Annotated in this window: 34 protein-coding genes; 13 read left to right on the plus strand and 21 right to left on the minus strand. The window is 52.8% G+C overall.

The window, feature by feature from the left end; all coding sequences use genetic code 11:
- The first annotated feature begins 1 nt into the window (after position 1).
- From RUDLU_RS0100985 to RUDLU_RS0101005, 5 genes are all read left to right on the plus strand, one after another.
- Complete coding sequence (locus RUDLU_RS0100985; RefSeq protein WP_019986469.1) at positions 2–1,987, plus strand: right-handed parallel beta-helix repeat-containing protein; 1,986 nt, start codon at positions 2–4, stop codon at positions 1,985–1,987.
- A gap of 109 nt (positions 1,988–2,096) precedes the next feature.
- Positions 2,097–2,453, plus strand: coding sequence for a hypothetical protein (locus RUDLU_RS0100990; protein ID WP_019986470.1), 357 nt, complete (start codon positions 2,097–2,099; stop codon positions 2,451–2,453).
- 3 nt (positions 2,454–2,456) lie between these two features.
- A complete protein-coding gene (locus tag RUDLU_RS0100995) occupies positions 2,457–2,936 on the plus strand; it encodes a hypothetical protein (RefSeq protein WP_019986471.1) in 480 nt (159 codons plus the stop codon).
- On the plus strand, positions 2,906–3,262 hold the full coding sequence (locus RUDLU_RS0101000) for a hypothetical protein (protein ID WP_157580066.1): 357 nt from the start codon (positions 2,906–2,908) through the stop codon (positions 3,260–3,262). Before RUDLU_RS0100995 ends, RUDLU_RS0101000 begins: the two co-directional genes overlap by 31 nt.
- Positions 3,263–3,281: 19 nt before the next feature.
- Positions 3,282–3,851 (plus strand): glycoside hydrolase family 108 protein, encoded by a 570-nt coding sequence (locus RUDLU_RS0101005; RefSeq protein WP_044129734.1) that lies wholly within the window; start codon positions 3,282–3,284, stop codon positions 3,849–3,851.
- A gap of 359 nt (positions 3,852–4,210) precedes the next feature.
- Here the strand turns inward: RUDLU_RS0101005 and RUDLU_RS0101010 are convergent, their stop codons facing one another.
- Complete coding sequence (locus tag RUDLU_RS0101010) at positions 4,211–4,546, minus strand: hypothetical protein (protein ID WP_019986474.1); 336 nt, start codon at positions 4,544–4,546, stop codon at positions 4,211–4,213.
- 297 nt (positions 4,547–4,843) lie between these two features.
- Here RUDLU_RS0101010 and RUDLU_RS0101015 point away from each other — a divergent pair, with 297 nt between their 5' ends.
- Positions 4,844–5,269 (plus strand): response regulator, encoded by a 426-nt coding sequence (locus RUDLU_RS0101015; protein WP_019986475.1) that lies wholly within the window; start codon positions 4,844–4,846, stop codon positions 5,267–5,269.
- A gap of 466 nt (positions 5,270–5,735) precedes the next feature.
- Here RUDLU_RS0101015 and RUDLU_RS0101025 read toward each other — a convergent pair whose 3' ends face one another.
- The 15 genes from RUDLU_RS0101025 to RUDLU_RS0101095 all read right to left on the minus strand — a co-directional run bounded on the left by RUDLU_RS0101025 (position 5,736) and on the right by RUDLU_RS0101095 (position 12,791).
- On the minus strand, positions 5,736–6,038 hold the full coding sequence (locus RUDLU_RS0101025) for a hypothetical protein (protein WP_019986477.1): 303 nt from the start codon (positions 6,036–6,038) through the stop codon (positions 5,736–5,738).
- A gap of 324 nt (positions 6,039–6,362) precedes the next feature.
- Positions 6,363–6,626 (minus strand): hypothetical protein, encoded by a 264-nt coding sequence (locus tag RUDLU_RS0101030; protein WP_019986478.1) that lies wholly within the window; start codon positions 6,624–6,626, stop codon positions 6,363–6,365.
- 13 nt (positions 6,627–6,639) lie between these two features.
- Positions 6,640–6,987 carry a hypothetical protein gene (locus tag RUDLU_RS0101035; RefSeq protein ID WP_019986479.1) on the minus strand — a complete coding sequence of 116 codons (348 nt, stop codon included), beginning with the start codon at positions 6,985–6,987 and terminating at the stop codon, positions 6,640–6,642.
- The gene (locus tag RUDLU_RS0101040) at positions 6,984–7,715 is read right to left on the minus strand and encodes a hypothetical protein (RefSeq protein WP_019986480.1); all 732 of its coding nucleotides are present in this window, start codon (positions 7,713–7,715) and stop codon (positions 6,984–6,986) included. Before RUDLU_RS0101040 ends, RUDLU_RS0101035 begins: the two co-directional genes overlap by 4 nt.
- 4 nt (positions 7,716–7,719) lie before the next feature.
- Positions 7,720–8,610, minus strand: coding sequence for a hypothetical protein (locus RUDLU_RS0101045; RefSeq protein WP_019986481.1), 891 nt, complete (start codon positions 8,608–8,610; stop codon positions 7,720–7,722).
- Between the two features lie 33 nt (positions 8,611–8,643).
- Complete coding sequence (locus RUDLU_RS0101050; RefSeq protein ID WP_019986482.1) at positions 8,644–9,066, minus strand: hypothetical protein; 423 nt, start codon at positions 9,064–9,066, stop codon at positions 8,644–8,646.
- Between the two features lie 204 nt (positions 9,067–9,270).
- Complete coding sequence (locus RUDLU_RS0101055; RefSeq protein WP_019986483.1) at positions 9,271–10,002, minus strand: hypothetical protein; 732 nt, start codon at positions 10,000–10,002, stop codon at positions 9,271–9,273.
- 3 nt (positions 10,003–10,005) lie between these two features.
- Positions 10,006–10,374 carry a hypothetical protein gene (locus RUDLU_RS0101060; protein ID WP_019986484.1) on the minus strand — a complete coding sequence of 123 codons (369 nt, stop codon included), beginning with the start codon at positions 10,372–10,374 and terminating at the stop codon, positions 10,006–10,008.
- A gap of 16 nt (positions 10,375–10,390) precedes the next feature.
- Positions 10,391–10,789: a NinB/YbcN family protein gene (locus RUDLU_RS0101065; protein ID WP_019986485.1), complete on the minus strand. Its 399-nt coding sequence runs from the start codon at positions 10,787–10,789 to the stop codon at positions 10,391–10,393.
- A complete protein-coding gene (locus RUDLU_RS0101070; RefSeq protein ID WP_019986486.1) occupies positions 10,774–11,121 on the minus strand; it encodes a hypothetical protein in 348 nt (115 codons plus the stop codon). The genes RUDLU_RS0101065 and RUDLU_RS0101070 overlap by 16 nt, the downstream gene beginning before the upstream one ends.
- The gene (locus RUDLU_RS0101075; RefSeq protein ID WP_019986487.1) at positions 11,108–11,305 is read right to left on the minus strand and encodes a hypothetical protein; all 198 of its coding nucleotides are present in this window, start codon (positions 11,303–11,305) and stop codon (positions 11,108–11,110) included. Before RUDLU_RS0101075 ends, RUDLU_RS0101070 begins: the two co-directional genes overlap by 14 nt.
- Positions 11,302–11,643: a hypothetical protein gene (locus RUDLU_RS0101080; RefSeq protein ID WP_019986488.1), complete on the minus strand. Its 342-nt coding sequence runs from the start codon at positions 11,641–11,643 to the stop codon at positions 11,302–11,304. Before RUDLU_RS0101080 ends, RUDLU_RS0101075 begins: the two co-directional genes overlap by 4 nt.
- Positions 11,644–11,653: 10 nt before the next feature.
- Positions 11,654–12,193, minus strand: a complete 540-nt coding sequence (locus tag RUDLU_RS0101085; protein ID WP_019986489.1) for a hypothetical protein — start codon at positions 12,191–12,193, stop codon at positions 11,654–11,656.
- Positions 12,194–12,264: 71 nt separating this feature from the next.
- The gene (locus RUDLU_RS0101090; protein ID WP_019986490.1) at positions 12,265–12,555 is read right to left on the minus strand and encodes a helix-turn-helix domain-containing protein; all 291 of its coding nucleotides are present in this window, start codon (positions 12,553–12,555) and stop codon (positions 12,265–12,267) included.
- Complete coding sequence (locus RUDLU_RS0101095; RefSeq protein ID WP_019986491.1) at positions 12,555–12,791, minus strand: hypothetical protein; 237 nt, start codon at positions 12,789–12,791, stop codon at positions 12,555–12,557. Before RUDLU_RS0101095 ends, RUDLU_RS0101090 begins: the two co-directional genes overlap by 1 nt.
- Before the next feature lie 155 nt (positions 12,792–12,946).
- Between RUDLU_RS0101095 and RUDLU_RS28580 the strand changes: the two genes are divergently transcribed.
- Positions 12,947–13,747, plus strand: a complete 801-nt coding sequence (locus tag RUDLU_RS28580; protein WP_169578018.1) for a LexA family transcriptional regulator — start codon at positions 12,947–12,949, stop codon at positions 13,745–13,747.
- Between the two features lie 30 nt (positions 13,748–13,777).
- A complete protein-coding gene (locus tag RUDLU_RS0101105) occupies positions 13,778–14,299 on the plus strand; it encodes a hypothetical protein (RefSeq protein WP_019986493.1) in 522 nt (173 codons plus the stop codon).
- Here the strand turns inward: RUDLU_RS0101105 and RUDLU_RS29550 are convergent.
- Both RUDLU_RS29550 and RUDLU_RS0101115 read right to left on the minus strand, forming a co-directional pair.
- On the minus strand, positions 14,280–14,417 hold the full coding sequence (locus RUDLU_RS29550) for a hypothetical protein (RefSeq protein WP_019986494.1): 138 nt from the start codon (positions 14,415–14,417) through the stop codon (positions 14,280–14,282). The two genes, RUDLU_RS0101105 and RUDLU_RS29550, sit on opposite strands and share 20 nt — an antisense overlap.
- A 118-nt stretch (positions 14,418–14,535) precedes the next feature.
- Entirely contained in the window at positions 14,536–14,853 is a 318-nt protein-coding gene (locus tag RUDLU_RS0101115) for a hypothetical protein (protein WP_019986495.1), read from the minus strand.
- 153 nt (positions 14,854–15,006) lie between these two features.
- Between RUDLU_RS0101115 and RUDLU_RS0101120 the strand changes: the two genes are divergently transcribed.
- From RUDLU_RS0101120 to RUDLU_RS0101130, 3 genes are all read left to right on the plus strand, one after another.
- Positions 15,007–15,288 (plus strand): DUF4177 domain-containing protein, encoded by a 282-nt coding sequence (locus RUDLU_RS0101120; RefSeq protein WP_019986496.1) that lies wholly within the window; start codon positions 15,007–15,009, stop codon positions 15,286–15,288.
- A 61-nt stretch (positions 15,289–15,349) separates the two neighbouring features.
- Positions 15,350–16,489 carry a three-Cys-motif partner protein TcmP gene (gene tcmP / locus RUDLU_RS0101125; RefSeq protein ID WP_019986497.1) on the plus strand — a complete coding sequence of 380 codons (1,140 nt, stop codon included), beginning with the start codon at positions 15,350–15,352 and terminating at the stop codon, positions 16,487–16,489.
- Between the two features lie 2 nt (positions 16,490–16,491).
- Positions 16,492–17,208 carry a DUF5131 family protein gene (locus tag RUDLU_RS0101130; RefSeq protein ID WP_027302646.1) on the plus strand — a complete coding sequence of 239 codons (717 nt, stop codon included), beginning with the start codon at positions 16,492–16,494 and terminating at the stop codon, positions 17,206–17,208.
- Here RUDLU_RS0101130 and RUDLU_RS0101135 read toward each other — a convergent pair whose 3' ends face one another.
- From RUDLU_RS0101135 to RUDLU_RS0101145, 3 genes are all read right to left on the minus strand, one after another.
- Positions 17,209–18,630 (minus strand): tyrosine-type recombinase/integrase, encoded by a 1,422-nt coding sequence (locus RUDLU_RS0101135; RefSeq protein ID WP_019986499.1) that lies wholly within the window; start codon positions 18,628–18,630, stop codon positions 17,209–17,211.
- A gap of 127 nt (positions 18,631–18,757) precedes the next feature.
- Complete coding sequence (locus tag RUDLU_RS0101140) at positions 18,758–18,988, minus strand: putative signal transducing protein (protein WP_019986500.1); 231 nt, start codon at positions 18,986–18,988, stop codon at positions 18,758–18,760.
- A gap of 59 nt (positions 18,989–19,047) precedes the next feature.
- On the minus strand, positions 19,048–20,034 hold the full coding sequence (locus RUDLU_RS0101145) for a CPBP family intramembrane glutamic endopeptidase (protein ID WP_019986501.1): 987 nt from the start codon (positions 20,032–20,034) through the stop codon (positions 19,048–19,050).
- 141 nt (positions 20,035–20,175) lie between these two features.
- On the opposite strand from RUDLU_RS0101145, the gene dusB reads away from it, so the two are divergent.
- Both dusB and RUDLU_RS0101155 read left to right on the plus strand, forming a co-directional pair.
- Positions 20,176–21,168 carry a tRNA dihydrouridine synthase DusB gene (dusB, locus tag RUDLU_RS0101150; protein ID WP_027302647.1) on the plus strand — a complete coding sequence of 331 codons (993 nt, stop codon included), beginning with the start codon at positions 20,176–20,178 and terminating at the stop codon, positions 21,166–21,168.
- Positions 21,169–21,205: 37 nt separating this feature from the next.
- Positions 21,206–22,114, plus strand: a complete 909-nt coding sequence (locus RUDLU_RS0101155; protein ID WP_019986503.1) for a DMT family transporter — start codon at positions 21,206–21,208, stop codon at positions 22,112–22,114.
- The last annotated feature ends 3 nt before the right edge of the window (positions 22,115–22,117 follow it).

Raw genomic sequence — 22,117 nt, forward strand, 5'->3', positions numbered from 1 at the left:
CATGGCCACAACGATTCCTGATCTGGATTTAAATATGCTGCGCTTTATTCGGCGCTTAGTGAAACAATTAGTGCCCGGTGATACGGTGCCCGTGAGCCGTGACCGGATCGGCAGCTATCTGGGAGCCGCCGACTTTATCCAAACGCCCGAGGGCCTGATCTATGCCCGAACTTCCAGTAGTGTACCTCCCGATGATCTGCGCGTGTTTGCCGTGCGCAACAAACCGACCCAACGCTGGATGCTGACCGGTACCACTCCGCTCGGTACAGAGTACACGCTGAGTGCGTTCAAACGGGCTGGCTCCAGCTGGACGCGGGCAATTGCGGACTTTTTCGAGTCCGGAGAGAAATCGCTGCTGGTGAATATCCCCCGGTTGGAGATCGACGCCCCCCTGACGCCCCCCTCGGGCAATGGCCTGCGGATTCGCGGTATTAGCCGGGAGGGGTCGGTGATCGTAAGCCGGGGCGACTGGGCCGCATTGAATCTGACGGGGCATCAATCGGCCGAGATTAGTGATCTGGGCTTTGAAGGCGCTGGGTTGCATACGGCAATCGTCGGGGAAACGAATTTCTACACCCGCATTGAAAACATAGGGGTTCGTGGTTTCGGGCGGGGGATCGTGCTGAACTCAGTGGGCAAAGAAACCCTGTTTACCTCCAACCGGGTGAGCCGTTGCGTGGTGCGTGGGTGCGAAGGCCCAGGCATTGTATTGCAGCGATGGGCCGAGTACGTGACGGTGGACAACAACGATGTGTATGACTGCGCCGGACCGGGTATTTATGCGGCCTCGGGCAATGTACGCATGGTGAATAACACACTGGTGAATAACCAGGGAGGTATTCTGGTGGAGGGCTCTATTGGTGTAGAAAGTCCCTCGACGGCTATCGACGGTTATACACTGGGCGAAAATACCGACCATGGTGGCATCTACAGCAATACAGTCAACCACAACCATATCTACGGCATATCGCTCATTAACCTGCGCTACAGTACAGGCGTGGTGGGGAATCAGATTTGGGCGACTATCGGCCCCAATGGGTTCAATCAGAACTATCGGGGTACGGGCTACACGGTAGGCCTGCATCTGGAGAACTGCGTGAATGTGCAGGCAGTCGGCAATACCATCGCCCACAACCGGGTGAACATCGCCGTGAAGGGCGTACGTACATCGCGTCTCGACAACAGCCTGATCGCGAACCCTGACTATACTCAGTATCACTATCTGGAAATCGCGGGCGCGAACGTGAGCCAGAATGAGGTTGTCTGCTCTACATCGGGTGATCTGAAGGGGGGCGAGAACCGCACATTTTTTCCTCTGACCGATACAACCAACCTGGGGAACACCTACCGGCAGAAATCCAGCCTAACCCCGCAGTCGATTGTCTTGCAGAACGGCGATGCGGCCTATACCCATGTGGGTAATTCGCAGCTGATCCGGGTGAGAACGGGCTATGTACCAGCTGTGACGCTGCCCCCGCTCTGGCGTGGCCAGTCGACGACAATTGAGGTGGAGCAGCTAACAGCCGGGGCCTCGGTGTTGGTAGCAGTAACCGGCGCCGTACTGACATCCCGAACGGCGCTCTGTACGGTATCGGGCAGCACGGCCACGCTGACGGGTTCCGGGCTGTACACGTTCACGCAGGACCTTAACGGCAACTGTACAATCACGAGCGATGCTGTGCGCGAATTGAGCCGGGGGGTGTCATTTGTTAATAGCTGGGGGCAATTCTCTGGACTGAAAACAGTGGGTTACTGGCTTGATAGCAGCGGGCGGATCAACCTCGAAGGTATGATGGTCGGGGGCAGCAGCAACACGACAGCATTCACGCTACCCGTTGGCTACCGGCCGAGCTCACTGCGGTTTCTGCCCGTCAACCGGGGCGAGAAGTTCGGAGCCATTCACATCACCGATGGGGGTGAGGTAGTCGTCAAGGGAATTGACCCCGGCGACTGGATCAGCCTGGACGGTGTTTCTTTTCGGCCTTAATCAGATAACTGGCCATCGTGCTAACAACATGGTGGCCAGTTGACTACTCGCTGCCTTATAGTCGAATTATCCCACTCGGTCGATTGCTCCCGACCATATTCGAATCACAATGAACGAATTACTCAAACAGTTAGCGGCCGTACCGCCCGAACTCTGGTACGCGCTGGGCATCATTGCCGGTACCACCGCGCGCGGGTTTCGGGAAGAAGCGGTTAGCCCCGGCCGGGCCGTCACCGAATGGTTTACGGGTGCGGTGGGTGGGGCTGCCCTGCTGCTGATTGTTATAGGCTGGAAAGAGCCAAATACGATCATTCTGTATGGTTTGGCTCCGATATGCGGCTACTCAGGCAACTGGGCACTGGATCTCGTTGCCCGCAACCGGGAGCGGGTTAGTGGCCGGATCATGGACATGATTGATGCCAAGCTGGACGCTAAGGACGAGAGTAAACCACCTAACAATCCATAAGATATGCTTGCGTTTTTCATTGCTGGGCTTGCGCTGCTCAGTATCGTAGCCACCTATACGGAGGTGGCCCAAATGTCGGGGAAGATAGGCACGCAGGCCCTGCGGCTGATTCCGCCGGTTCTGATCTACTTAGCCCTGTTTCTGGCCTTCACGTACGTACCCGTGCTGCTGGAGGTGTCGGTGCTGTGCTGGCTGGGGTACGTGCTGGTACGAAGCAGCTGGACGGTTTTGCAGGGGTATCTGGCCGTACGTACCGGCTCAACCGGCCAGCGGAGTGCGTGGCTGCGCTCCATTCGGTATGCGCCCTACCTGCTGGGTATTCTGCTGGTGGTGTATGGCGTGACGGTGTATCTGGGCCGGGTGAAAAGCCCGATTGCCCCTAAACCCGAAGCCGTGCCGGTTGAGCCGGTACGGGTACCCAAATCACAAGGCGAACAAGACGATGAACGAACATGGAACGAACTGGAACGCGTACGGCCCTGATGGGAATAGCCCTGCTGATGGCGATGCAGGTGATGGGGCAGGACTGCACCGAATGGAAACGCCGACATGCCCGTGCCGTGCATGTCCTGGACTCCACCCGTGCCGTGGGCAGGCGCTTACTGACGGCGAAGGACAGTCGGATTGCGGAACTGGAGCGGCTGTCGGATAACCGGATTGCGGCTGCGCTGCGGCAGTCCGGGGAAGTGCGAAGCCGACACGAGGCTCTCGTCGGCTGGCTGAAAACGGAGGCTCTGACCAAACGTTTTTTGGGCTGGGGGCGTAAACGAGCGATACGGAAGGAGTTAAAACGAATGGGAGCCCTGTAACATGAAACCCCTTACCACCATGGCTAATTTCGATAAAGCTTATGCCATCACGATGGCGCATGAAGGCGGGTACGCCAACCACCCCAGTGATACGGGCGGGGAGACGTATAAGGGTATTGCCCGCAACCACAACCCCAACTGGAAGGGGTGGCACGTGGTCGATGCCGCCAAACGTAACGCATCCGGGACTGATCAGCTCAATCGCATTTTATCGGCCAATGCCGACCTGCAAGCGAATGTCCGAACGTTCTACAAAGCCAACTACTGGGACGTGAACCGGCTGGATCAGGTGAGTGATCAGTTGCTGGCTGAAAAGCTGTTCGATATCGGCGTAAACATGGGCGTGGGCCGGGCGGCCCGGATGTGGCAGGAAGCGGTAAACCTCACTAATCAGAACGGCCGGGCCTATGCTGACATCGCCGTCGATGGTATTGTGGGGGCTATGACCCTCAAGCGCACCAACGAGCACCCACGGCCGGCCCTACTCCTTCAAGTGGTGAGGGCGTTGCAAGGCGAACGCTACCTGAACATCATGCGTAATGCCCCCTCGCAGGAGGTGTTTGCCGCCAGCTGGTTCAGCCGGATTTAGATCGTCAGAAAGTAGACAAGAGTAGTACAGCCAGCCGACAAGAAGAGACAATGGAGTAGAATGAACGTACAGTAGGAAGGTAATGGAAACGCCCGGTCATATTGAGCCGGGCGTTTTTTGTGTGTGGGCAGGTAGCGTGTCACCTTAACTGATGGGGGTGTTTGCAGAAGAAGAGTTGAAACAGAAAACCTGACATCAGGGGCATCAGGCTTTGGACGGGTTTGTTTAAGCACTGGCACCAGTTTTTCGAAACAAGGTGAACGTGATCCAGCGCATTGACTGTGGTACCGGATGAATAAAACGGATAAAGTAAGAGAGCGCCTATCAGGGCGCTCTCTTTTTGCTGACGGAAGAGGTTTCTAAGGTGGAAGGAGTCGTGGGATGTAAGCGTTTTTATTATGGGTTAGTGTAAGCAAACTACTTGGTTCGGCTCCGTCCTCCCCCACGTTGAGCCGGGGGAGCCAGTAGGCAACAAGCACGCCATCCAGATTGAAAAAATCCATACGGTGTTCTGCTCGGTATTCGATCGAATACTGTACCAGTTCGTTATCCTTATACACACACAGGTGCTCTCCCGTCAGCTCGGCGTATGCAAAGAGGCCTTCCTCACAAAGAATCTCAAACTTGCCATCCACCTCATTGGCACACCCCCAGTAGGATCGTCCGGCAGCACAGTAAATGTCGTACTTGCGCATAAAGTAGTTTCAAACTTACGCAAAAGTATAGGGGCTTGGATGTATAGAAATTAGGTTTTTGTTAAATGTTGGCCATATCTACAGATAAAAAGTTGATTATTGGCCAATAAATTAATTCTACTTACTCAGTAGTAAATATTGAGTAACTGTTCGTAGTTTTACGGCTACCATTCATTGGTGTTTAACCTTTAAGTGCTAATGTGAGCAAATCCGTCATCGGCTGTGAAGACGGATTTCTTCATTACAAGCAGGTGAACTACTGGTGATTCTCTTTCCAGATCGATTGTAAGTAAACATATGGCTACGAAGCCCCAACTGCGTATTCTGTTGGTAGATGACGACGTTGATACGGTGCATGTCGTTAGGTACACCCTGCAAAAAGTTGATCCAGCTACGATTCTTGATGTAGCGGGGAGCCGGGAGGAATTAGTGACCCATCTGGAGAGGGCTGTCAAGCCTTATTACAACCTTCTGCTACTGGACTTGATGCTGGAGGGCGAGTTGAATGGCCTTTCGCTGGTAGATTTGATACGGAGTTATCCGAATACCCGGCTAATGCCCATCGTTGCGCTGTCATTTCGGGATGATCATCAAACAGTACAGGCATCGTATCACCAACGGGTTAACTCTTATCTACAGAAACCCGAGACGCTGGAGGAGTGGGAGCGGGTGATGCTGGCTCTGACCAACTACTGGAAAGTATCAGCTTTACCCTCCGAATGATTCAGAAACTTGACTAGGCTACCCTGTATGATGGGTTGCCTTTGTGGCAATAAGGATAAGTTAAAATGAAAAAAGGGATAAATCCCGACTTCTTTGAGGTCGGGGTTTTTTGTTTTGGCCATCACGCAAAGCAAGCCGTTAAATTATACTTCTGTCTGTTCATGCTAAACCTTAGTTTTAGCTTTAAACCCATAGTGTACTCAGATTCAATTATGAGAAGGGACTTGTCCTTAATATTCGGAGAATGGAGTCAGAGTGATTAAAGTCGGTTAAGTAAGTAATGGTCATCAATCAGTTTAGCTTGGATATATTTGTAATTGATTTTATATTAACTAACGTTTAGTAAACCCGCCCTTTTTTGAGGGGCGGGTTTCTTTATAGAGTTAATCGTGGCAGAATATAGGGGTGTTTGTGTACGGTTTATTATGCGTTCTGTCTAAAAGCGTCGCAAGGCAGCAAGCAAATATCAATTTTGTCGCTTCTTCAAGTTGTTTTCATGAATTAGCTTAACGGCTTCTGACATCGGAAAATCGGGCCATTGCTCCGGCCGAGCCAAAAATATCTGTAAGATACCAGCATGTGAATCAGGATAAACCGGGTGAGGTATCATCTTCACATAAGGAATATTGGCGATGATGTAAGTCTGCCCCTCAACGACAATCTCGCCCCCGTAGGGTGTATGGGGTTGGTCTTGGTTGGGTATATCTTCACCGATCTGAATGGTCTGTTCTCGGGAAGGGTCAGTGTAAAGTAGGTATCGTAAAATCATAACATTACGAAAATGGCGGTTTCTTCACCCGTAACCAAACACATCCAAACTTTAGTATTCGCTTATTATGCGATTAGAATGTAGATGGCTCATGGTCCGCCATTCGGTTAGTGGGCAGGTCGAGCCAGAATAAGATTGATTCGCCCTGTTTATGGGTAGAGCCATTTCGGTTCTTGGTTACGACCTTCTCCAAGGTATTTTTAATGGAGTTGAGCTACATTGCTTCTTAGTTCCCTCCGCAATCGGGGCACACATCCCAGCCCGTGATCGGGCACTCTACTGGGGGCTTCGTGGAGCCGCACCATCCGCATGTAGGTGTTTCGTTCATCGTTTCGGAATCTCTAACTGCACTCGTTGGACATTTACCCCCGATTCGACTAGTGAACGTTCGAGTGTCGATAGAAAACTATCGCGGTCACGAGCCGTTTTGAACTCGAAAAATAGCCGCCGACCACGGGTGCTGACGTAGTTGGTGGTGGTGTTTTTGGCCCATCGGCTGTACTGCTTCATCTGGGCGGTATTCGTGTCGTCAGGCAACTCGTAGAAGCAGCCGGTTGCGGCCGGTACCGGGATGGATTTTGGTTTCATCGTATGGCATGGGTTATTTCCATCTCCCGTCTTTGTAGAAAAAATCACGGCCGTGCCGGTCTCCGAAATTCTCATAGATGCGGTTTTGCTCGATACGATGCACCAGCTGATACATACACTCTGGAAACAGGGGGTTAAGTACCCCAATCAAAAACAGCATTCCGTTCTCTTCAATCAGGCCCAGATAGAGCAATTTCCGACAGAAGAATCCGCTACAATCCGTCGCGACGCCCGGAGTCAATACTTCATCACCGACTTGTACTGACTCAGGCCGGAATCCAGGTAGGGTACGGTATTCGTCGGGGTCAGTTGCCACGTAGCCGCACCCCTGGTTATGGGTGTATAGTGTGTACTCGATCATAGCGGTGCTACTTCTGAATACGTTGTGCGTCGGGATTGAATTTCATCCTCGACCATCTGTTCGACGATGCGGTCGCCTTTGCGCCGGGCTTCGGCCAGCAGGGCGCGCATCGGGGCTTCGGGCATTCGGGGCAGCTGGGCTTCGAGCGTGGCGAAATAGTCCACATCGGTGAAGGTCTCCAGCGGTGGGGTAGGGCGGATCAGCTTGGCTTTGACGGCCTCAACCACTTCGCGGGCTTCGTCGGTCAGTTGATCGGCGTTCAGAAAGAGCCCTTTGGCGGCTTCTTTGTGAGCACCCGCTTCCCGGCGGTGCTGCTCTTCGAGCCATTGGGCCTTTTGCAGTCCGTAGGCGGCCATCCACTCCATGACGGTCTGCACATCGAAGCGGTTGTACACCCGAACGACCTCCCCGTCTTCGTTGCAGAGCGAACCGGATTTGAGGAGCTTGAGGCACATGATGAGGTCCATCACGCTATCGGTGGGGTACTTGTCGAGAAACAGTTGCGCCAGCTCAAACACCTGATAGGGGGTGATGGGCTGCGAGAGGTTCATGCTCAGGCTGGCCATTTTGAGCACGGCACAAACGAGCTTCATGGCCGTCGGGCGTCCCACTTTGCGGATCAGATCGCGGGTGTGGGGGGCCGTGGCGGCCACGGCGATGGTGGCATCCTGCTGTACTTTCATCACCATCAGGTGAAGGGGTTCGGGCAGGTCTTTGCAGAGGGACATGGCGTCAATTGTCCCAGTTTGCAAGGAGTTCATCAACTTCACGGCTGAACTCTCCGAGGTTTTCGCCGGGGCGTTGCTGGCGGCCGTTTCGGCGGGTGTTAGGCTGGGGGTGTGTCGCATGGTCGAGTTTTTTGCGAATCCAGAAATGGGCGTGTTTGCGGTAATCGGCGTAGTCGGCATGGATTTTCTCGAAGCCCATCTGCTCGATGGTGAATCCGTCCAGTAGTTCGCTCAGACGTTCGGACGAAATCTTGAATCCCAGTTGGGCGGCTTCGAGCCAGGTGCGGTCGGCGGTGATGCGGGCCCGGTAGCCCGCAAGCCCCTCGGCCGGATCGGGTTGGGGGGGGCGCGCGGAATCGGGGGGGGCTTTTGTTTTTTTTCTTTCCTCGAAAGCGGTTTGCCGGTGGGCAAGAACAGCAGCCGGAATGAAGACGTCGGCTTCGTGCGCGTCGTCGACGTCGTTCCCTTCGTCTGGAGTCTCTAGTCTGGATTCTATATATATAAGCGAGTTGTCCGATAACTTGTCCGTTTTTTGGACAGGTTGTTGGACAGGTTGGGCGTAAACCTGTCCGTTTACTTGTCCGTTTTTTGGACAGGCTTTCGGACAGGTTAAGCGGTATTCAACCCCGTTTCGCTTACCCATTCCGCAACTCGAAACGACGATCAGGCCACGCGCTTCGAGCCGCTCCCGCGATGCCCAAAGCGTTTTGCGATTCAGACCTGCCATGCCTGAAAACATGCCGTCGGTGAGCGTCACGGATTCAGGCCACGTGCCTTTATTGCCACGGGCATTGAAGACGTTGATCAGGCACCAATACAGATGCGTATCGGTGGGCATAAACGCCTGCTGCTCGTGCAGTTTCCAGTAGTGTTTTGACAGGTCGAAGAGGTTCATTGGATTGAAGAGTTGTGTTGCGTGCGTAGCCGCTTATGCCTCGGCAACAGGCTTGGCTTTGCCAGACTTGACGGCCAGGGGTGCACGCCCGGCATTGATGAGGTTAACCACCTTAGCCGCGCCCGCTTCGAATCCTTTCGCAAAGCCCTCTTGGCGGCCAGAATCCAGACCTACACCAAAGGCTATGAACCCCGCAATCAGATGGGCTACGTACATGGTTTGGGGCAGGGTGAAAGGGCCGAGTTCGGCATCGATGCGGTTGCGCACGTTCAGTAGAAAGTCAATCGTTTCCGAGTCGTCCGGGGCTGCATCATGGCAGGCGTAGAGAATGGCCATGACAGCGTCGCCGAACGCTTCGGTAACGCCTTCGTAGTAAACCGACTGTTGCTTGTTTTCCTGATGGTTTTCAAAGTGCAGAAGATCGGCTAAGGCGAATGTTTGCAATTGTAGATTCATGGGAGTTGTCAGAAGGTAAATGTGCGGTAATGGTGTCTTCGTTTGGGGATTGAGCTAAGACGTAGTATGCGCTCTACGGTAGGCTTGGGTGATGACCACTTTGCGGAATTGGCACTACACCGGCTCACGACCACGAGGGGCTTTTCGTCGAGTAACCTCCGCCCGTTCCGCTCAGGCTAATGCCCCCAAACGAAGACACTATCCTTAATCCTGATCGATGATCACGAAGGGCTCGAAAACGGGCCGCTGGGCGTCGAACTGCGCTGCTACGGCTGTATCCCACAGCTCCTCAAACTCCTCGGCGATGAGGTAGAGGGTTACGGTACCGTTGTTGGGTTCCAGCTCAATCGTAAAGGTGATGCTGGCAGGTTGGCCACCCTCAAAAAGCGGGCAGTACAAGGCGATAGTCATCCCGGCCAGTTCGGAGCTGGCTTTGGCGGCATTACGCTTTTCGATGTTGCCAAGGCGGTCGTTGACGTCCTGATGCTCGGAGCTGGTCTTTACCTCGAAGCGTTGCAAGCGGGTCACCAGCTCGCGATGTACGCCCCGGTCGGCAAAGAAATTACCCTTAAACCGGATGGTTTTGAGCAGGGCGTCTTTGTTCCAGGCCTTTTCGTTGAGGCCCAGCGAATCGAGGAACGGGTGCTTCTTGAGCCTACCGGTAATGGTGATTGTGTCGCGGTTCTGCTCACCGGCCACCAGCGTAATGCTGAGGGCCTTCTTGTTGAACAGCACATGACAGGCTGAATTGGGGTAGATGTCGAGCACAACCCCATCAGGGATGGAGCGTTTGCGGACAAACTCGGCCGGGGCGTTGAAGTTACCCGACAAACCCATCGGCTTGGGCTCGTGGATGGTTTCGGCCTCGCCGTGGCGGATAATTAGTTCGTTGCCCTCGCAGGATTCGACGCGGATGGTCGTTTGGTCGTTGTACATGGTTTATCGGAACTGGGAATCGCGTTGAAACTGAATTTTGTACTGGATTCGCTCGGTCGGGGTGAGCTTCCGGCTGTAGATCAGCACACCCTCGGCGTCGAGGTATTCGAGTGTGCCCTCTTCTTCGTTGACGTTCTCCCAGCACTCGACCTCGCGGTACTCGGTGCCTGAGCGCAGGGCAGCCAGCTTCACTTTCTTCTCTGCCTTTAGCGGTTCGGTGTCAGCTTTGTGAGCGGCTTTGGCCCGGTCGAGCCGTTCGGCGGCTTCCTGCTGGAGAATGTCGATCTCGGCGTTGCGGGCGCGGTAGGCCTCAATCTGTTCCTCGGTGAGGGGGATGGGGAGCGTGCGACGCTCCAGAAAGTCTTTTGTCATAAGCGATTAGGGGGGATTAAAGTGATTGGACAATGGTTTGATCGGGCAATGGGATGAAGCAGTCCAGTTCGGCGATGGCGAAATCAATGATCTGATCGAGGTAGGTGCTAAAGCCCGCTGTGTCGAGGGTGGCCGTAGAGCCGGGCAGCCTGACTACCTCGCCCGTGTGGGTCAGCGTTTTTTCGCACGCCAGAAACTTCACTTTGAAGTATTCGTGCAGCTCGTCATCCGTAAAGCCCGTATGCGTTGCCAGGGTGGCCAGTACCACGCCCCAGTAGTAGGCGTTTTGCGGGTTAGACCGGCGGGCCCGCTCTTCGACAATCTGGATGCGGTAGCGCCGGGGCTTGCGGGTTTTCAGTACCCGCCAGAGCTGCTTTTTGTCCTGCTCGGACGCGAAATCTATTGTGAGTTCCATTTCTGAGCTGAGAGAATAGCGGTGAGCGGAATGTACTGGACGGCATCGGTCGCGGGCCGAAACCCCTTCAACCGGGTGGTCTGTTTGGCGGTCGGCTCGGTGAGGATGGCCCGCTCGCCGGCATGCTCCAGCAGCGCGTAGCGTTCGGTGAGCCCGGCCAGACGGCCCGATACCTGCCGCCGAAAGGGCTGGGTATGCCACGGCTGAAAGAGGGGAGCCTGACGACCCGTCAGATCGCAGTCGGTCGGGGCCATGATGTTTTTGTTGGTGACCTGAAGGGTTATCTCGACGTTGGTGCCGATGAGGTCGAGCAGATCGTTACGGTCGGGCATGGCTGGGGTTTTTAACGGGGTGCATGAGGGTAGGGGTACGCAGCTGGTTGGGGTCGCCGACAACGGCCTGATACCGTTTGACGGTGTAGCCCAGCGCAACCAGCAGAATGAGCAGAATAAGCAGGTGAAGCAGGTCGGCGCCCCAGCCTTGGGGGCGGTCCTGACCGGGCTGGTGGTAGTTCATAGTCCCATCTCGTTCCAGAATGCGTGATGTTTCATCAGGTCTTGGACTGTTACAAACAGGCGAACCCGGCCGCTACTTTGGTCAATGCTAAGTAGTGTACAGGGGAACGCACCCCACCAATCACCGTATATTGAGAATTGAATCATCAGGCCTGTGAATTCGCTGTAGTCGACACTGTCGATCTGGGTCTGGGTGCGGGTCAGCTTGTCGAGCAGGGCTTTGTAGGTCTGCCGACAGTCGAGGGGGAGAGCGGGCCCCTCGTGCTGAGGGGCCGCTTCTACGAGCATCAGGCCGGGCTCCGGGGCGTGTGCGATGGCGAACGGGGTGGGCGTGAACATCTTACAGGTCTTACAGGATGGTGGCTTTGATGATGTCCTGAGCGATGCGCACGGGTGGGTAATCGCGTACGGCCTCCCCGGTTTGTTCGTCTACCCGTACCCGGCCTTCATGAGGGCAGGTGTCGAGGTAGCGTTCATGAACTTTGCGGGCTGCGGTGGCATTGCCAACAACCTCGTTCAATTCATTCCAGTGGGCGTTGTTGGCATAGTCGTAGCGGACGTACTCGGACGCGACCAGCTTTACCCCGTGGCGGGTGACACCATCGCGGCCGTAGATCATCACCTCAGCGGTGGCTTTGCCCTTGGCACTCTTTTCGAGCGTTTCGGCGAAGTAGCGGAGTTTAGCGGCCATCGCGGTCAGGGCGGCCGTGTCGTAGCCCTCGGCATCGGCGTATTCGGGCAGAAACCCGGCTGCGGCCGTGAGCCCGCTTTTGTTCATGTAGGCCAGCAGGTGCAGGGCCGTGTAACCGGCTTGTTCGGGTGTCATCTCGCCGATAGGCATGCTGAGGGGCAGCGTGGCGGGTACTTGCTTGGTTGGATTGGCTTCCATAGCTTTGCGGTGTTAAAATGGTTTTTGAGTGAACTATAGGCCCTGGCTACTGCAATAGCCGGGGTTTTCTTTTATCGGGTGTGGCGATTGACCCGGCGCTGGGCCAGCCACGCATCGACTTCATTTTTGAGAAACAGAATGCTCTTACCGGAGCCGTAGCAGGGCAGACCCCGACGGCGGTATTCGAGCAGCTGGCGGTCAGACACGCGCAGGTACTGGAGAACCTCCTGGCGGTTCATCGGCCTGCGGGCCTCGGCCTCGGTCAGCCGCCCGGCGTAGGTGTCGATCAGGCCCGCCAGCGTGGCTACCAGCTGCGGTAGCTGCGTGAGGGCATCGAAGGGGTTGGGAGATGGCTGGCTCATCAGGCGAGGGCTTTTTCGAGTTGACGCTTCCGTTTGGTGTACTCGGACTCGACTTCTTTCAGAGCTTTCTCAATAGCCTCGGCTGTTTCGAGTTTGACATTTCCGCCCCACATGGCTTTTTGTATGGTTCGCTTGGAGCAGCCAGCCACCTCCGCGACCTTCTGGAGCCCGCCAAAGTCAGATAAGGCCGTAATACGGTTACTCAATTTCTTCTGCTGGTCCTGTGTGAGAATCATAGGAATTGCTTATTTTGCGTTCGTTAGGCGTTCGTTTTTGACCGTTTATGGAGTGCGTTGGTCGTTCGTCTAAAATTGTATGACAAAGTTAAGCAAATATGTCTAACATTGTCAATCATTTTGATTGATATTTTTTGACTAATATGCTTAACATTATGGAAATTATTGAAGATCAGGTGGAAGCAAGAGAAAGGGTAAGGCTATTAATGTCAAAAAATGGCTTTACGAACCGGGAGTTTTCAAAGCAGCTGGATATTGCTGAGCAAAGTGTGTCTAAAATGCTTAATGGGACCCGGACTCTCACGGATGGGTCGCTGTTTAAAATGGCAAAAGTACTTAAGGTGCCGTTTGAGCTGCTTAAAGACGGAGAAGGCTTTGACGCTGAGACCCTGACTACTTCACAACTTCTGAAAGGGGAGGCAAAGCCACTGGAAGTCGTCAATGAGGATGACGTGTTTTACAATTGGGCTGGAAGTGAATTCAGAGACCTGAGCGATGGCCGGGTGTTAATGACCATACCCCTCGTTGACGAGTTTGCCCAGGCTGGCTATCTGGCTGGTTGGAAAGACCCAGAATTTATTGAAGAATTGCCGAAACATTCAATTGTAGTTGCCAAACGCCATACTGGTAAATACCGGGCTTTTGAGGTGGTGGGCGACAGTATGGATAGCGACCGACGCGATGCGATTTGTGCTGGAGATATTGTGGTGGGGCGGAGTATAGACAAAACCCTTTGGAACACGAAGTTTCATTTGCACCGCTTCAAGGATTACCTGATCGTGCATCAAGACGGGGTAATCATTAAGCGTATCACGGCCCACAACGTAGAAGAGGGAATCATTACCTGTGCTTCAACCAACCCTGATAAAGAGGCCTACCCTGATTTTGAAGTTCGCTTGTCAGAGGTATATGAGATTTATAATATCGTATCTGTGGAGCGTAAATGGAAAGCGTAATGTAGATTTTAAAATACTTGATTGATCTCTATGTTAAAAGAGCTACTCATTCTCTTTCTGGTTTTTGGTATCATCGACGCGTCGGTTGCACAAGATCCGACCTACCCTGATCCAAATCAAAGCCGTGAGCGGGTTCGGCCTGCGGGCGACTCTGAGCCATTTAAGGGTGCTAATACAATTACCTTGATTAGTGGTGCCGACAATCTATTTACGACTGTAGGTCAGATTCTGACCGAAGAAGGGTACACCGTAAAAGCTGATCGTGAATTTGGCTCAATTGTTACCGATGAGCGGTCAGCTCCAAATAACCCCCAGCATGGTATGGTAATTAAGGCTTTTGTGAAGAATAATACCATCCGAATGAGCGCTACTATTCAGCCACATATGTCCTTTTCGTACGCTGGGGTAACGACCTCTGGGACTCCTATTCCAGCCGAATACCGGAATACCAATATGACGGTTCATCGTATCGTGTTCCTTGAGTTAGACCGTGTAGCTCGTTTGATAGCTGATGCGGTAGCTGCACAAAAGCTTACGTATTCGGTTCGGTAAGCCACCGGTACCAAACATAGATATTGAGGTACAGCAGGGCTCCTAACAGGATTAGCCATTGCAGGGTGCGCCAGAGCTGACCCCAGATCGAGAGGTCTCGGAAGGGCTTTGTTTTCATTACGTTATCCTGCCCAGATTGAATAGATTACAAAGTCATTGGGTCACTGGAAATGGTGGGCCACCATTTCCAGCTGTAAGTGCAGCGCATACACTGTTACCTCAGGTGAAAGTAACCTCTACTTTTCATGCCAGATCGCAAGGGAGTTATCGCTTTCATCATCCCAACTGACAAAGTGCAAGGGGGATCTACTTGCATCACCGCAGACTTGAATTAGCTTGTTGTCTCGATCAAATATCCGAATACTCGCGCCCGGCCCCTCGCCAATTTTTTCTCCTGTACCAATGAGCGCATCGTTTAGATCGTACACTTCAACTTTGCCGGTTCTTTGAAAGTATGTACCGTTCCCGATGTGTTTACCGACTTGATCGTGTATTGAGTACTGGATGATATGATTGAAGTTGTAAGCTTTTTCAAAAGGTAGTGACTCATTCATAGTAGAAGGGAGTGTTGCGACGAAGCAATATAAGCGAATTAGTGGTTTCTGGACTAAAAGTGATATGTACACTCCGTGATTTTCCGGTGATAAATACGGGAATTTTCCCGTTGTAACCGTTTTGTTTATTCGCGTTTTTGTGCCCAAAAACACATGAACACGAAGATTGTTCTCGCGCTTATACTGATCGCTGGTCTGGCTTTCTATGCATACGCAAAGGTTGAGCCCCAGGCTGCTCCGGCCGTTCGGTGGCAATACAAGATCTGGGGCTATGAATTACGGGCTGGTCACGGGCCCTCACAGGAAGAATATGAGCTTAACCGCTTGGGCCAACAGGGCTGGGAGATGGTAAACTTTATCAATGAAGAACAGCCCGGTGGGCCTGCTGGTCGGCGCGTTTATCATGTTTACCATTTCAAACGAATGGCACCTTGAGTTTATACATCTATCCTGAAAGCTCTCAATTCCATTGATAAGAACTCCTCTTTTAGATCGAATGAAAAATAACGACGATTTCTTCAAAATCCAGAGTGCATCCTCAAGAATCAAAGCAAAAATTGTAGCAGAGTATTTTCCTCAGTACTGTCGTATTCTGATGAAGAGTCCCAAGGAACATCGACGAATTGTTTATTTGGACTTATTTTCAGGGCCGGGGAAATATGGAGACGATAATCCTTCTACTCCATTACTTATAGCTAAGGCTTGCTATGAAGATGTAAGGTTACGGGATAATGTGCTTTTGGCTTTCAATGATAAAACGTATGCAGAAGAGCTGAAAAAAAATTTTTTAGCACAATTTCCAGAGGGTTCGTTTAGGCATAAGCCACGCTTTGCTAGTCGAACCGTTGGGGAAGATGAAGCAATCCAAAAGTATTTATCTCGTAAGCCTGAAAAAATCAATTATTCACCAACGTTGCTCTTTTTTGATCCTTGGGGTTATAAAGGAATCGACACTAAAACACTTGCGACATTTCTTGAGAATTGGGGTAACGAGATATTTCTATTCGTTAATATTAAACGGATAAACGCTGCTATAGAAAACGATAAGTTTGACGAGTTGATGGAAAGTATTTTCCCGACGACAATTGACTACCTTCGAAAAGATAAAAAATACAAAGCGACTGTTTATGATCGGTTAAATCTGATCATGGATAACCTAGCTGATGAATTTAAACGTGTAACTCCCAATCTCTATCATTGTGCCTTTAAGTTTAGGGAGGAAGATAGCGAAGCCACAAGCCATTTTATCATTCACTTTTGTAAGCATAAGCGAGGCTATGAGCTAGTTAAGCAAATCTTTTACGATTTTGATAACATAGGTGCCTGTCTCGAAAAAGATGGGGTTTACACCTTTGACGCTAAAGTTCAAGGAAGCTCTGCTTCTCTATCCCTTTTTGGAGATTTAAATGTATTGGCATTATCACAACAACTAGAGAGGGCATACAAAGGGCGTACAATAACAGCTCGAAGATTATTTGATGAACACCATCCGGGTAAAAAATTTTGTGCCTCGCATTACGCAAAAACTCTAAGGAAAATGGAGGAAGAAAAGAAGGTAACAGCTATCTTTACTGATGGTAAACAACACAAAGTCAGCGTATTAATTACAGACGACTGCCTATTGTCTTTCCCATAACTATGGCACAATCAAGTATAGAGTGGACTGAAATGACATGGAACCCGACGACGGGTTGCGATAAGGTTTCAGCAGGGTGTAAGTTCTGTTACGCTGAGGTAATGACTCGTCGGCTTAAAGCCATGGGGCAGCTTAAATACTCCCGTGGGTTTAAGGAGGTAGTTACACACGAAAGCGAGTTAGAAACTCCGTTCAAGTGGAAGTCTCCAAAGACGGTTTTCGTTAATTCGATGAGTGATCTGTTCCACATTGACGTTCCACTAACGTTCATCCAGCGGGTGTTTAAAACCATGAATGAGTGCCCCCAGCATACTTTTCAAGTATTAACAAAACGAGCCGAGCAACTTGAAGAATATTCTACACTGTTAAGTTGGACACCTAATATTTGGATGGGGGTTTCAGTAGAGGATGAGCGCGTTATTCACCGTATTGACCATCTACGAAATTCTGGTGCTGAGATTAAGTTCCTCTCCTTAGAGCCGTTAATTGGTCCATTACCAAACCTGAATTTAGAGGGTATTGATTGGGTAATTGTAGGAGGAGAGTCTGGACGTAAACCTCGACTTATGCAAACAGAATGGGTGGAAGACATTCAACAGCAGTGCGAAGTTGCAGGAGTAGCCTTTTTCTTTAAGCAGTGGGGAGGGACGAATAAAAAAGCCAGCGGACGTTTGTTGAATGGGCGGACATACGATGAGATGCCACTACAGATAGCCTGATCAATCTTCATACACGGCCGACGCTGCGCTGTCCAGACTCTCCTGATCCAGATCGTCGAAATAGCCCTCGGTCGTTTTAAACGTCGAGTGGCCCAGCAGGTCGCGGGCGTCGGTGGGTCCGATGCGTTTGTCGACTTTCATGGCCCGGCGTACCTTATCGGCCAGTGAGTGCCGGGCGGAGTGCATCTTCAGCCGCACGTCTTCGGGTAAGCCCAGCTCCTTCCAGCCGATGTCGTGTAGCTTCTGGTTGAGGTTGCTGGCAATGGTCCGGACGGTGTTGGTCAACTGGTCGGCCAAGGCTTCGGGCAGGGCCCGGATCTGCTGGCGGGTGCGGGCCTTGGCGTAGGGGGCTTGCGGGTCGAGAAAGGGCAACAGGTACTCGGTAGGGTTTGCTCCTTTGCGCCAGATAACAGCCAGGTGAGCCTGCGCGGTTTTTGATAGCGGAATCCGAATCCACTTCCCGTTTTTAAGCATTTGGTATGCCAGCCGAACGGGGAGGCCGCCTTCGTCGCACTCGTACCACTCGTACCGCGACCGGATCAGGTCGCCGATCCGCATGCCGGCTTGATAGTAACAGGCCAGATAGCACCAACGGGCCCAGCCCTCCACGGCCGGAATCAGCCCCGGCCCGACTGGATAACGGCCCCGGCGGGCGGCTCCTTTCTCCCAGAGTACCCATTCGTCGGGGCGCAGGGCGTCGAGGTCTTTCTCCCGAAGTCGCTGGATCGTGCGTTTTTCCTCCGTCAGAGCGTCGACGTGGACGAAGGGGCTGACCGTCATGCGGGCTTTTTTGGCAACGCCCTGCTCTCCCAGTAGATCGTGATAGGCAGCCCGAAAGGCAAACAGAGCATTATTGACTGACGAAGGTTTGTTGCCGCTCGCCGTCATATGCCGTTGAAAGCCTCGTATAAGTTCAGGGGTCAAAGCCGCCTGGGGCATCTGCACGCCCTCGGGCCGGGTTTTCAGATACCCTTCGAAGTTGCGAATGTGGTCAAGCCGGTTCTGCCGGGTAGCGGGGGAAATCTGGGTGCCTCGGCTACGGACAGCCTGTCGCATCAGATCGAGTAGGGGAGCGCCCCCGGCTGCCCGTTGATCGGCGGGGAGTTTCGCCAGTTGCCGAAACCGGTCTGTGCATTGCCGGGGCGTAATGGCTGGGTTTTCACTCTGCCAGCTCTCGACCTGCTCACGCACGCGTTTGAGGGCCACTTCAATGTCGCTGTTGAGACTGGCATGATCAGGATGAGACGTACGTACCCAGAACCCGTATTTCTTCTTCGTATTCCAGTCCCGTTTAGGCAACGCAATTGCCGTGGTTGTACGGCCCATCGCTTCGCCGGGCTGGTAGATACGAATTCGTACCCGGTACAGCCCGTCACGGCCAGGGGCGTCGGCCAACTCGACATCGAACGTGGTCTTCTTCATCGCTATCCTCTTCAGATAGCAAGATACGACCTACTGAAAAATTACTGAAACTATTTGTTCGGAAATGGGTGAAATGTCCGACAAATACCGGAAAAGAAAAACGGTGATAAACGGCTCCACAGCGGATTTATTCGAGATCTTCGGGCGGAGAATCGTTAAATTCAGCAGAAACTAACAATTTGGCAATGATAGCGTGTTCTGTCGGAACATACACATCTACACTGCCGAAAGGTGGGTAACTACTACTCTTTTTATTTACTACCACGGCCTCAATGTCGTGCTCCGCCAGCAGGGCTTTGGCCAGTTCTGCACGGTAGGGCAGGGGCGTGTTGAGGACTTTTTCCCAGTTTTCGATCATGGATTGTTGGGGGGCGTCAGAGGTAAGGGTGGACAAAAAATAATAGAAGAAGCTACCATCTAACGTCTACTATCCAACATCTCCGACTGGTTGGATTGACGAAAATAATACATTAATCCCAGACAAAGTGCCAGGGAAAACAGGGCCGCTGATACCGGAACCGACTGAGTGTCTTCAATATCGAGGGAAACCACCTGACGCTGGCGCAGATACACCATCACGACCGTAAAGCCATTATTGACGAAATGGGCCAAAATAGGGACCCATAGATTGCCCGACCAAACGTACAGATACCCAAACAATGCACCCAGCAGCAACCGCGGAAAGAAACCATAAAACTGCATGTGAATGGCGCTGAACACAGCAGCCGCCAGCCAGATGCCCACGTGCGGATTGCCCCCCAGCCAGTCGATAAAGCGCCGTTGCAGCACCCCCCGAAACAAAACCTCTTCGCCGATGGCAGGCAGCACGGCAATCACCAGCAGGGCAATAATCAGTTGGGCGGGCGTATCAAACCGGGTCAGGTATTTGGTCAGTTCCCCCAGTTCGTCTTCTTTAGCGCGCATCCAGCGTTCCAGAGGGGCCAGGGTTTCGGGTAGTTGAAGGGCCTGGTTCCATTCGATAATGAGGCCATTGAGTGGCATAAAGGCAATCACCAGAACAGCTACGAGGCTAAGCCCACCCACGGCGTGAAGCGGACGCAGCTGAAAGTCGGCAATGCGCCGGTGTTCAAACAGGGTCCAGTACACCAGTGCGGGCACCAGAAACGTAAATACGTGGCTGATGGCCTGAATCAGCATAATGGTGTTCCAGGCACCGGGGTAACGAGTCGGGCTGGTGAGCAGGGCTGTCAGGTCGGGCGTGGTCGTATGGCCCGATAGCAAACCGACCAGAAAAGCGGCACCCGTAGCCAGCAGGGCCCCTACGGTGGAACCGAGCAGAATGGTGCCAACCAGTAACAACAGGCTGGATAAAGCCGACCGTTCGGGACGACGACCCGGCGACCAATCGGCCGAATGCGACGTGGGGGTAGAATCTGTTAGCATAATCGTCGTAAATTTACGGGGCTTTCCGCTTCCTGCCTAAACTTATAAATTGGACAGGATGTTGGATACTGGACCTTAGATACAGGACAAAGGACCGGCGGACGTTTGGTGGCCGAGGTCGAAACGAGCTTCAACAACGACATGGTAAAGATTGCAAATATAGAGCTGGGTGAGTTTCCGTTGCTGTTGGCCCCGATGGAGGACGTCAGCGATCCGCCGTTCCGGGCGGTTTGTAAGGCCAACGGTGCCGACCTGATGTACACCGAGTTTATTTCGTCGGAGGGGCTTATTCGCGATGCCGCCAAGAGTGTTCAGAAACTGGATATTTTTGAATACGAGCGCCCGGTGGGGATTCAGCTCTTTGGTTCTGACGTGGAAACCATGGGCGAGTGTGCCCGTATTGCCACCCGGGTCAATCCCGATCTGATCGATATTAATTACGGTTGTCCCGTGAAGAATGTAGCCTGCCGGGGTGCCGGGGCGGCTTTGTTGCAGGATATTCCGAAGATGGTGCGCATGACCGAAGCGGTGGTTAAAGCTACGCACTTGCCCGTTACGGTGAAAACCCGACTTGGTTGGGACGATTCGACCAAGAATATTCAGGAAGTGGCCGAACGTTTGCAGGATATTGGCATTAAAGCCCTCACTGTACACGGGCGTACCCGCGTGCAGATGTACAAGGGAGAAGCCGACTGGACACTCATCGGTAAAATCAAGGAAAATCCCCGGATTCAGATTCCGATCTTCGGCAATGGCGATATCGACAGCCCTGAGAAAGCCCTCGAATACCGGAACCGCTACGGCGTGGATGGGATCATGATTGGCCGGGCCAGCATCGGGTACCCGTGGATTTTCAACGAAATAAAGCATTTTCTCCAAACGGGTGAGCATCTGCCCGCGCCAACCGTGGCCGACCGGGTTGCCGTTTGCCGGCAGCATCTGGACTTCTCGATTCGCTGGAAAGGCGAAAAGGTGGGTATTTTCGAGATGCGTCGGCATTACACGAGTTACTTCAAAGGGTTGGAAAATTTCAAGCCATTCCGGTCGCGGTTGGTTGTGGCCGAATCGCACGATGAACTGCTCAGTATCCTCAGCGAGGTGCAGGAGCATTATCTGGGCGAGTTGGTAGGGTAACTCCAAACCCCATACCCAACCGTACGCTGACAACCCCATGCTTGCAAAACCTGTATCCGAACTGACCGAAAAGCGCCCCCTCATAGCCTGGGTGTACCTGTGTACAATGGCCCTGGTTTGGGGGAGCTCGTTTATCCTTATCAAACGTAGCCTCGATGCCTTCACCCCGCAACAGGTAGCCGCCGGGCGTATTTTTCTGGCGTTCCTGTTCTTTGTGCCGTTTCAGGCGTACCAGATTCGGCAACCCGATGTGCGCACGTCAGTACGTCGGCAGGGACCATATCTGTTGGCCGTTGGGCTCACAGGGTTTTTGTTACCGGCCTATTTGTTCGCCATTGCCGGGGCGCATATCAACAGCTCATTGTCGGGGGCGCTGAACTCCCTCAGCCCGCTGTTTACACTGCTGATTGGCGCGTTGTTTTTCGGCAATCGGGTGCCGATGCGCCAAACGGTTGGTATTTTGCTCGGCCTGGCCGGGTCCATACTCCTCGTCTTTTTTAGCGCTACGGGCGAGTTTTCGGTCAATGCCTACGCCTTGCTGGTGGTCGGTGCCACGGTTTGCTACGGCATCAATACCAACCTCATTGGCCGGTATATCCGGCACATGCCTGCTTTAGTTTCAACGGCCTGGATTTTCTTTTTTATCGGGCTCATTGCCCTCGGTGCGCTTTTGTTTACCGACGTGTGGGCGCGGGCGGGCCGGCCCGAAAACAGCCTGGCCCTGCTGGCCTTAGCCACGTTGGGTGTGCTGGGTTCAGGGCTCATGTCGATTCTGTTCAACCGGGTGGTGCAACTGGCCTCGCCTTTATTTGCCGCGTCGGTTACATACCTGATTCCGATTGTAGCCTTGCTATGGGGAATTTTGGATGGCGAACAGATTTACGCCGTGCAATATGCAGGTATGGCCGTTTGCCTGCTTGGTATATATTTGACGAATAAATCCTGAACC

This window comes from Rudanella lutea DSM 19387 (genome assembly GCF_000383955.1).
Classification (GTDB): Bacteria; Bacteroidota; Bacteroidia; order Cytophagales; family Spirosomataceae; genus Rudanella; species Rudanella lutea.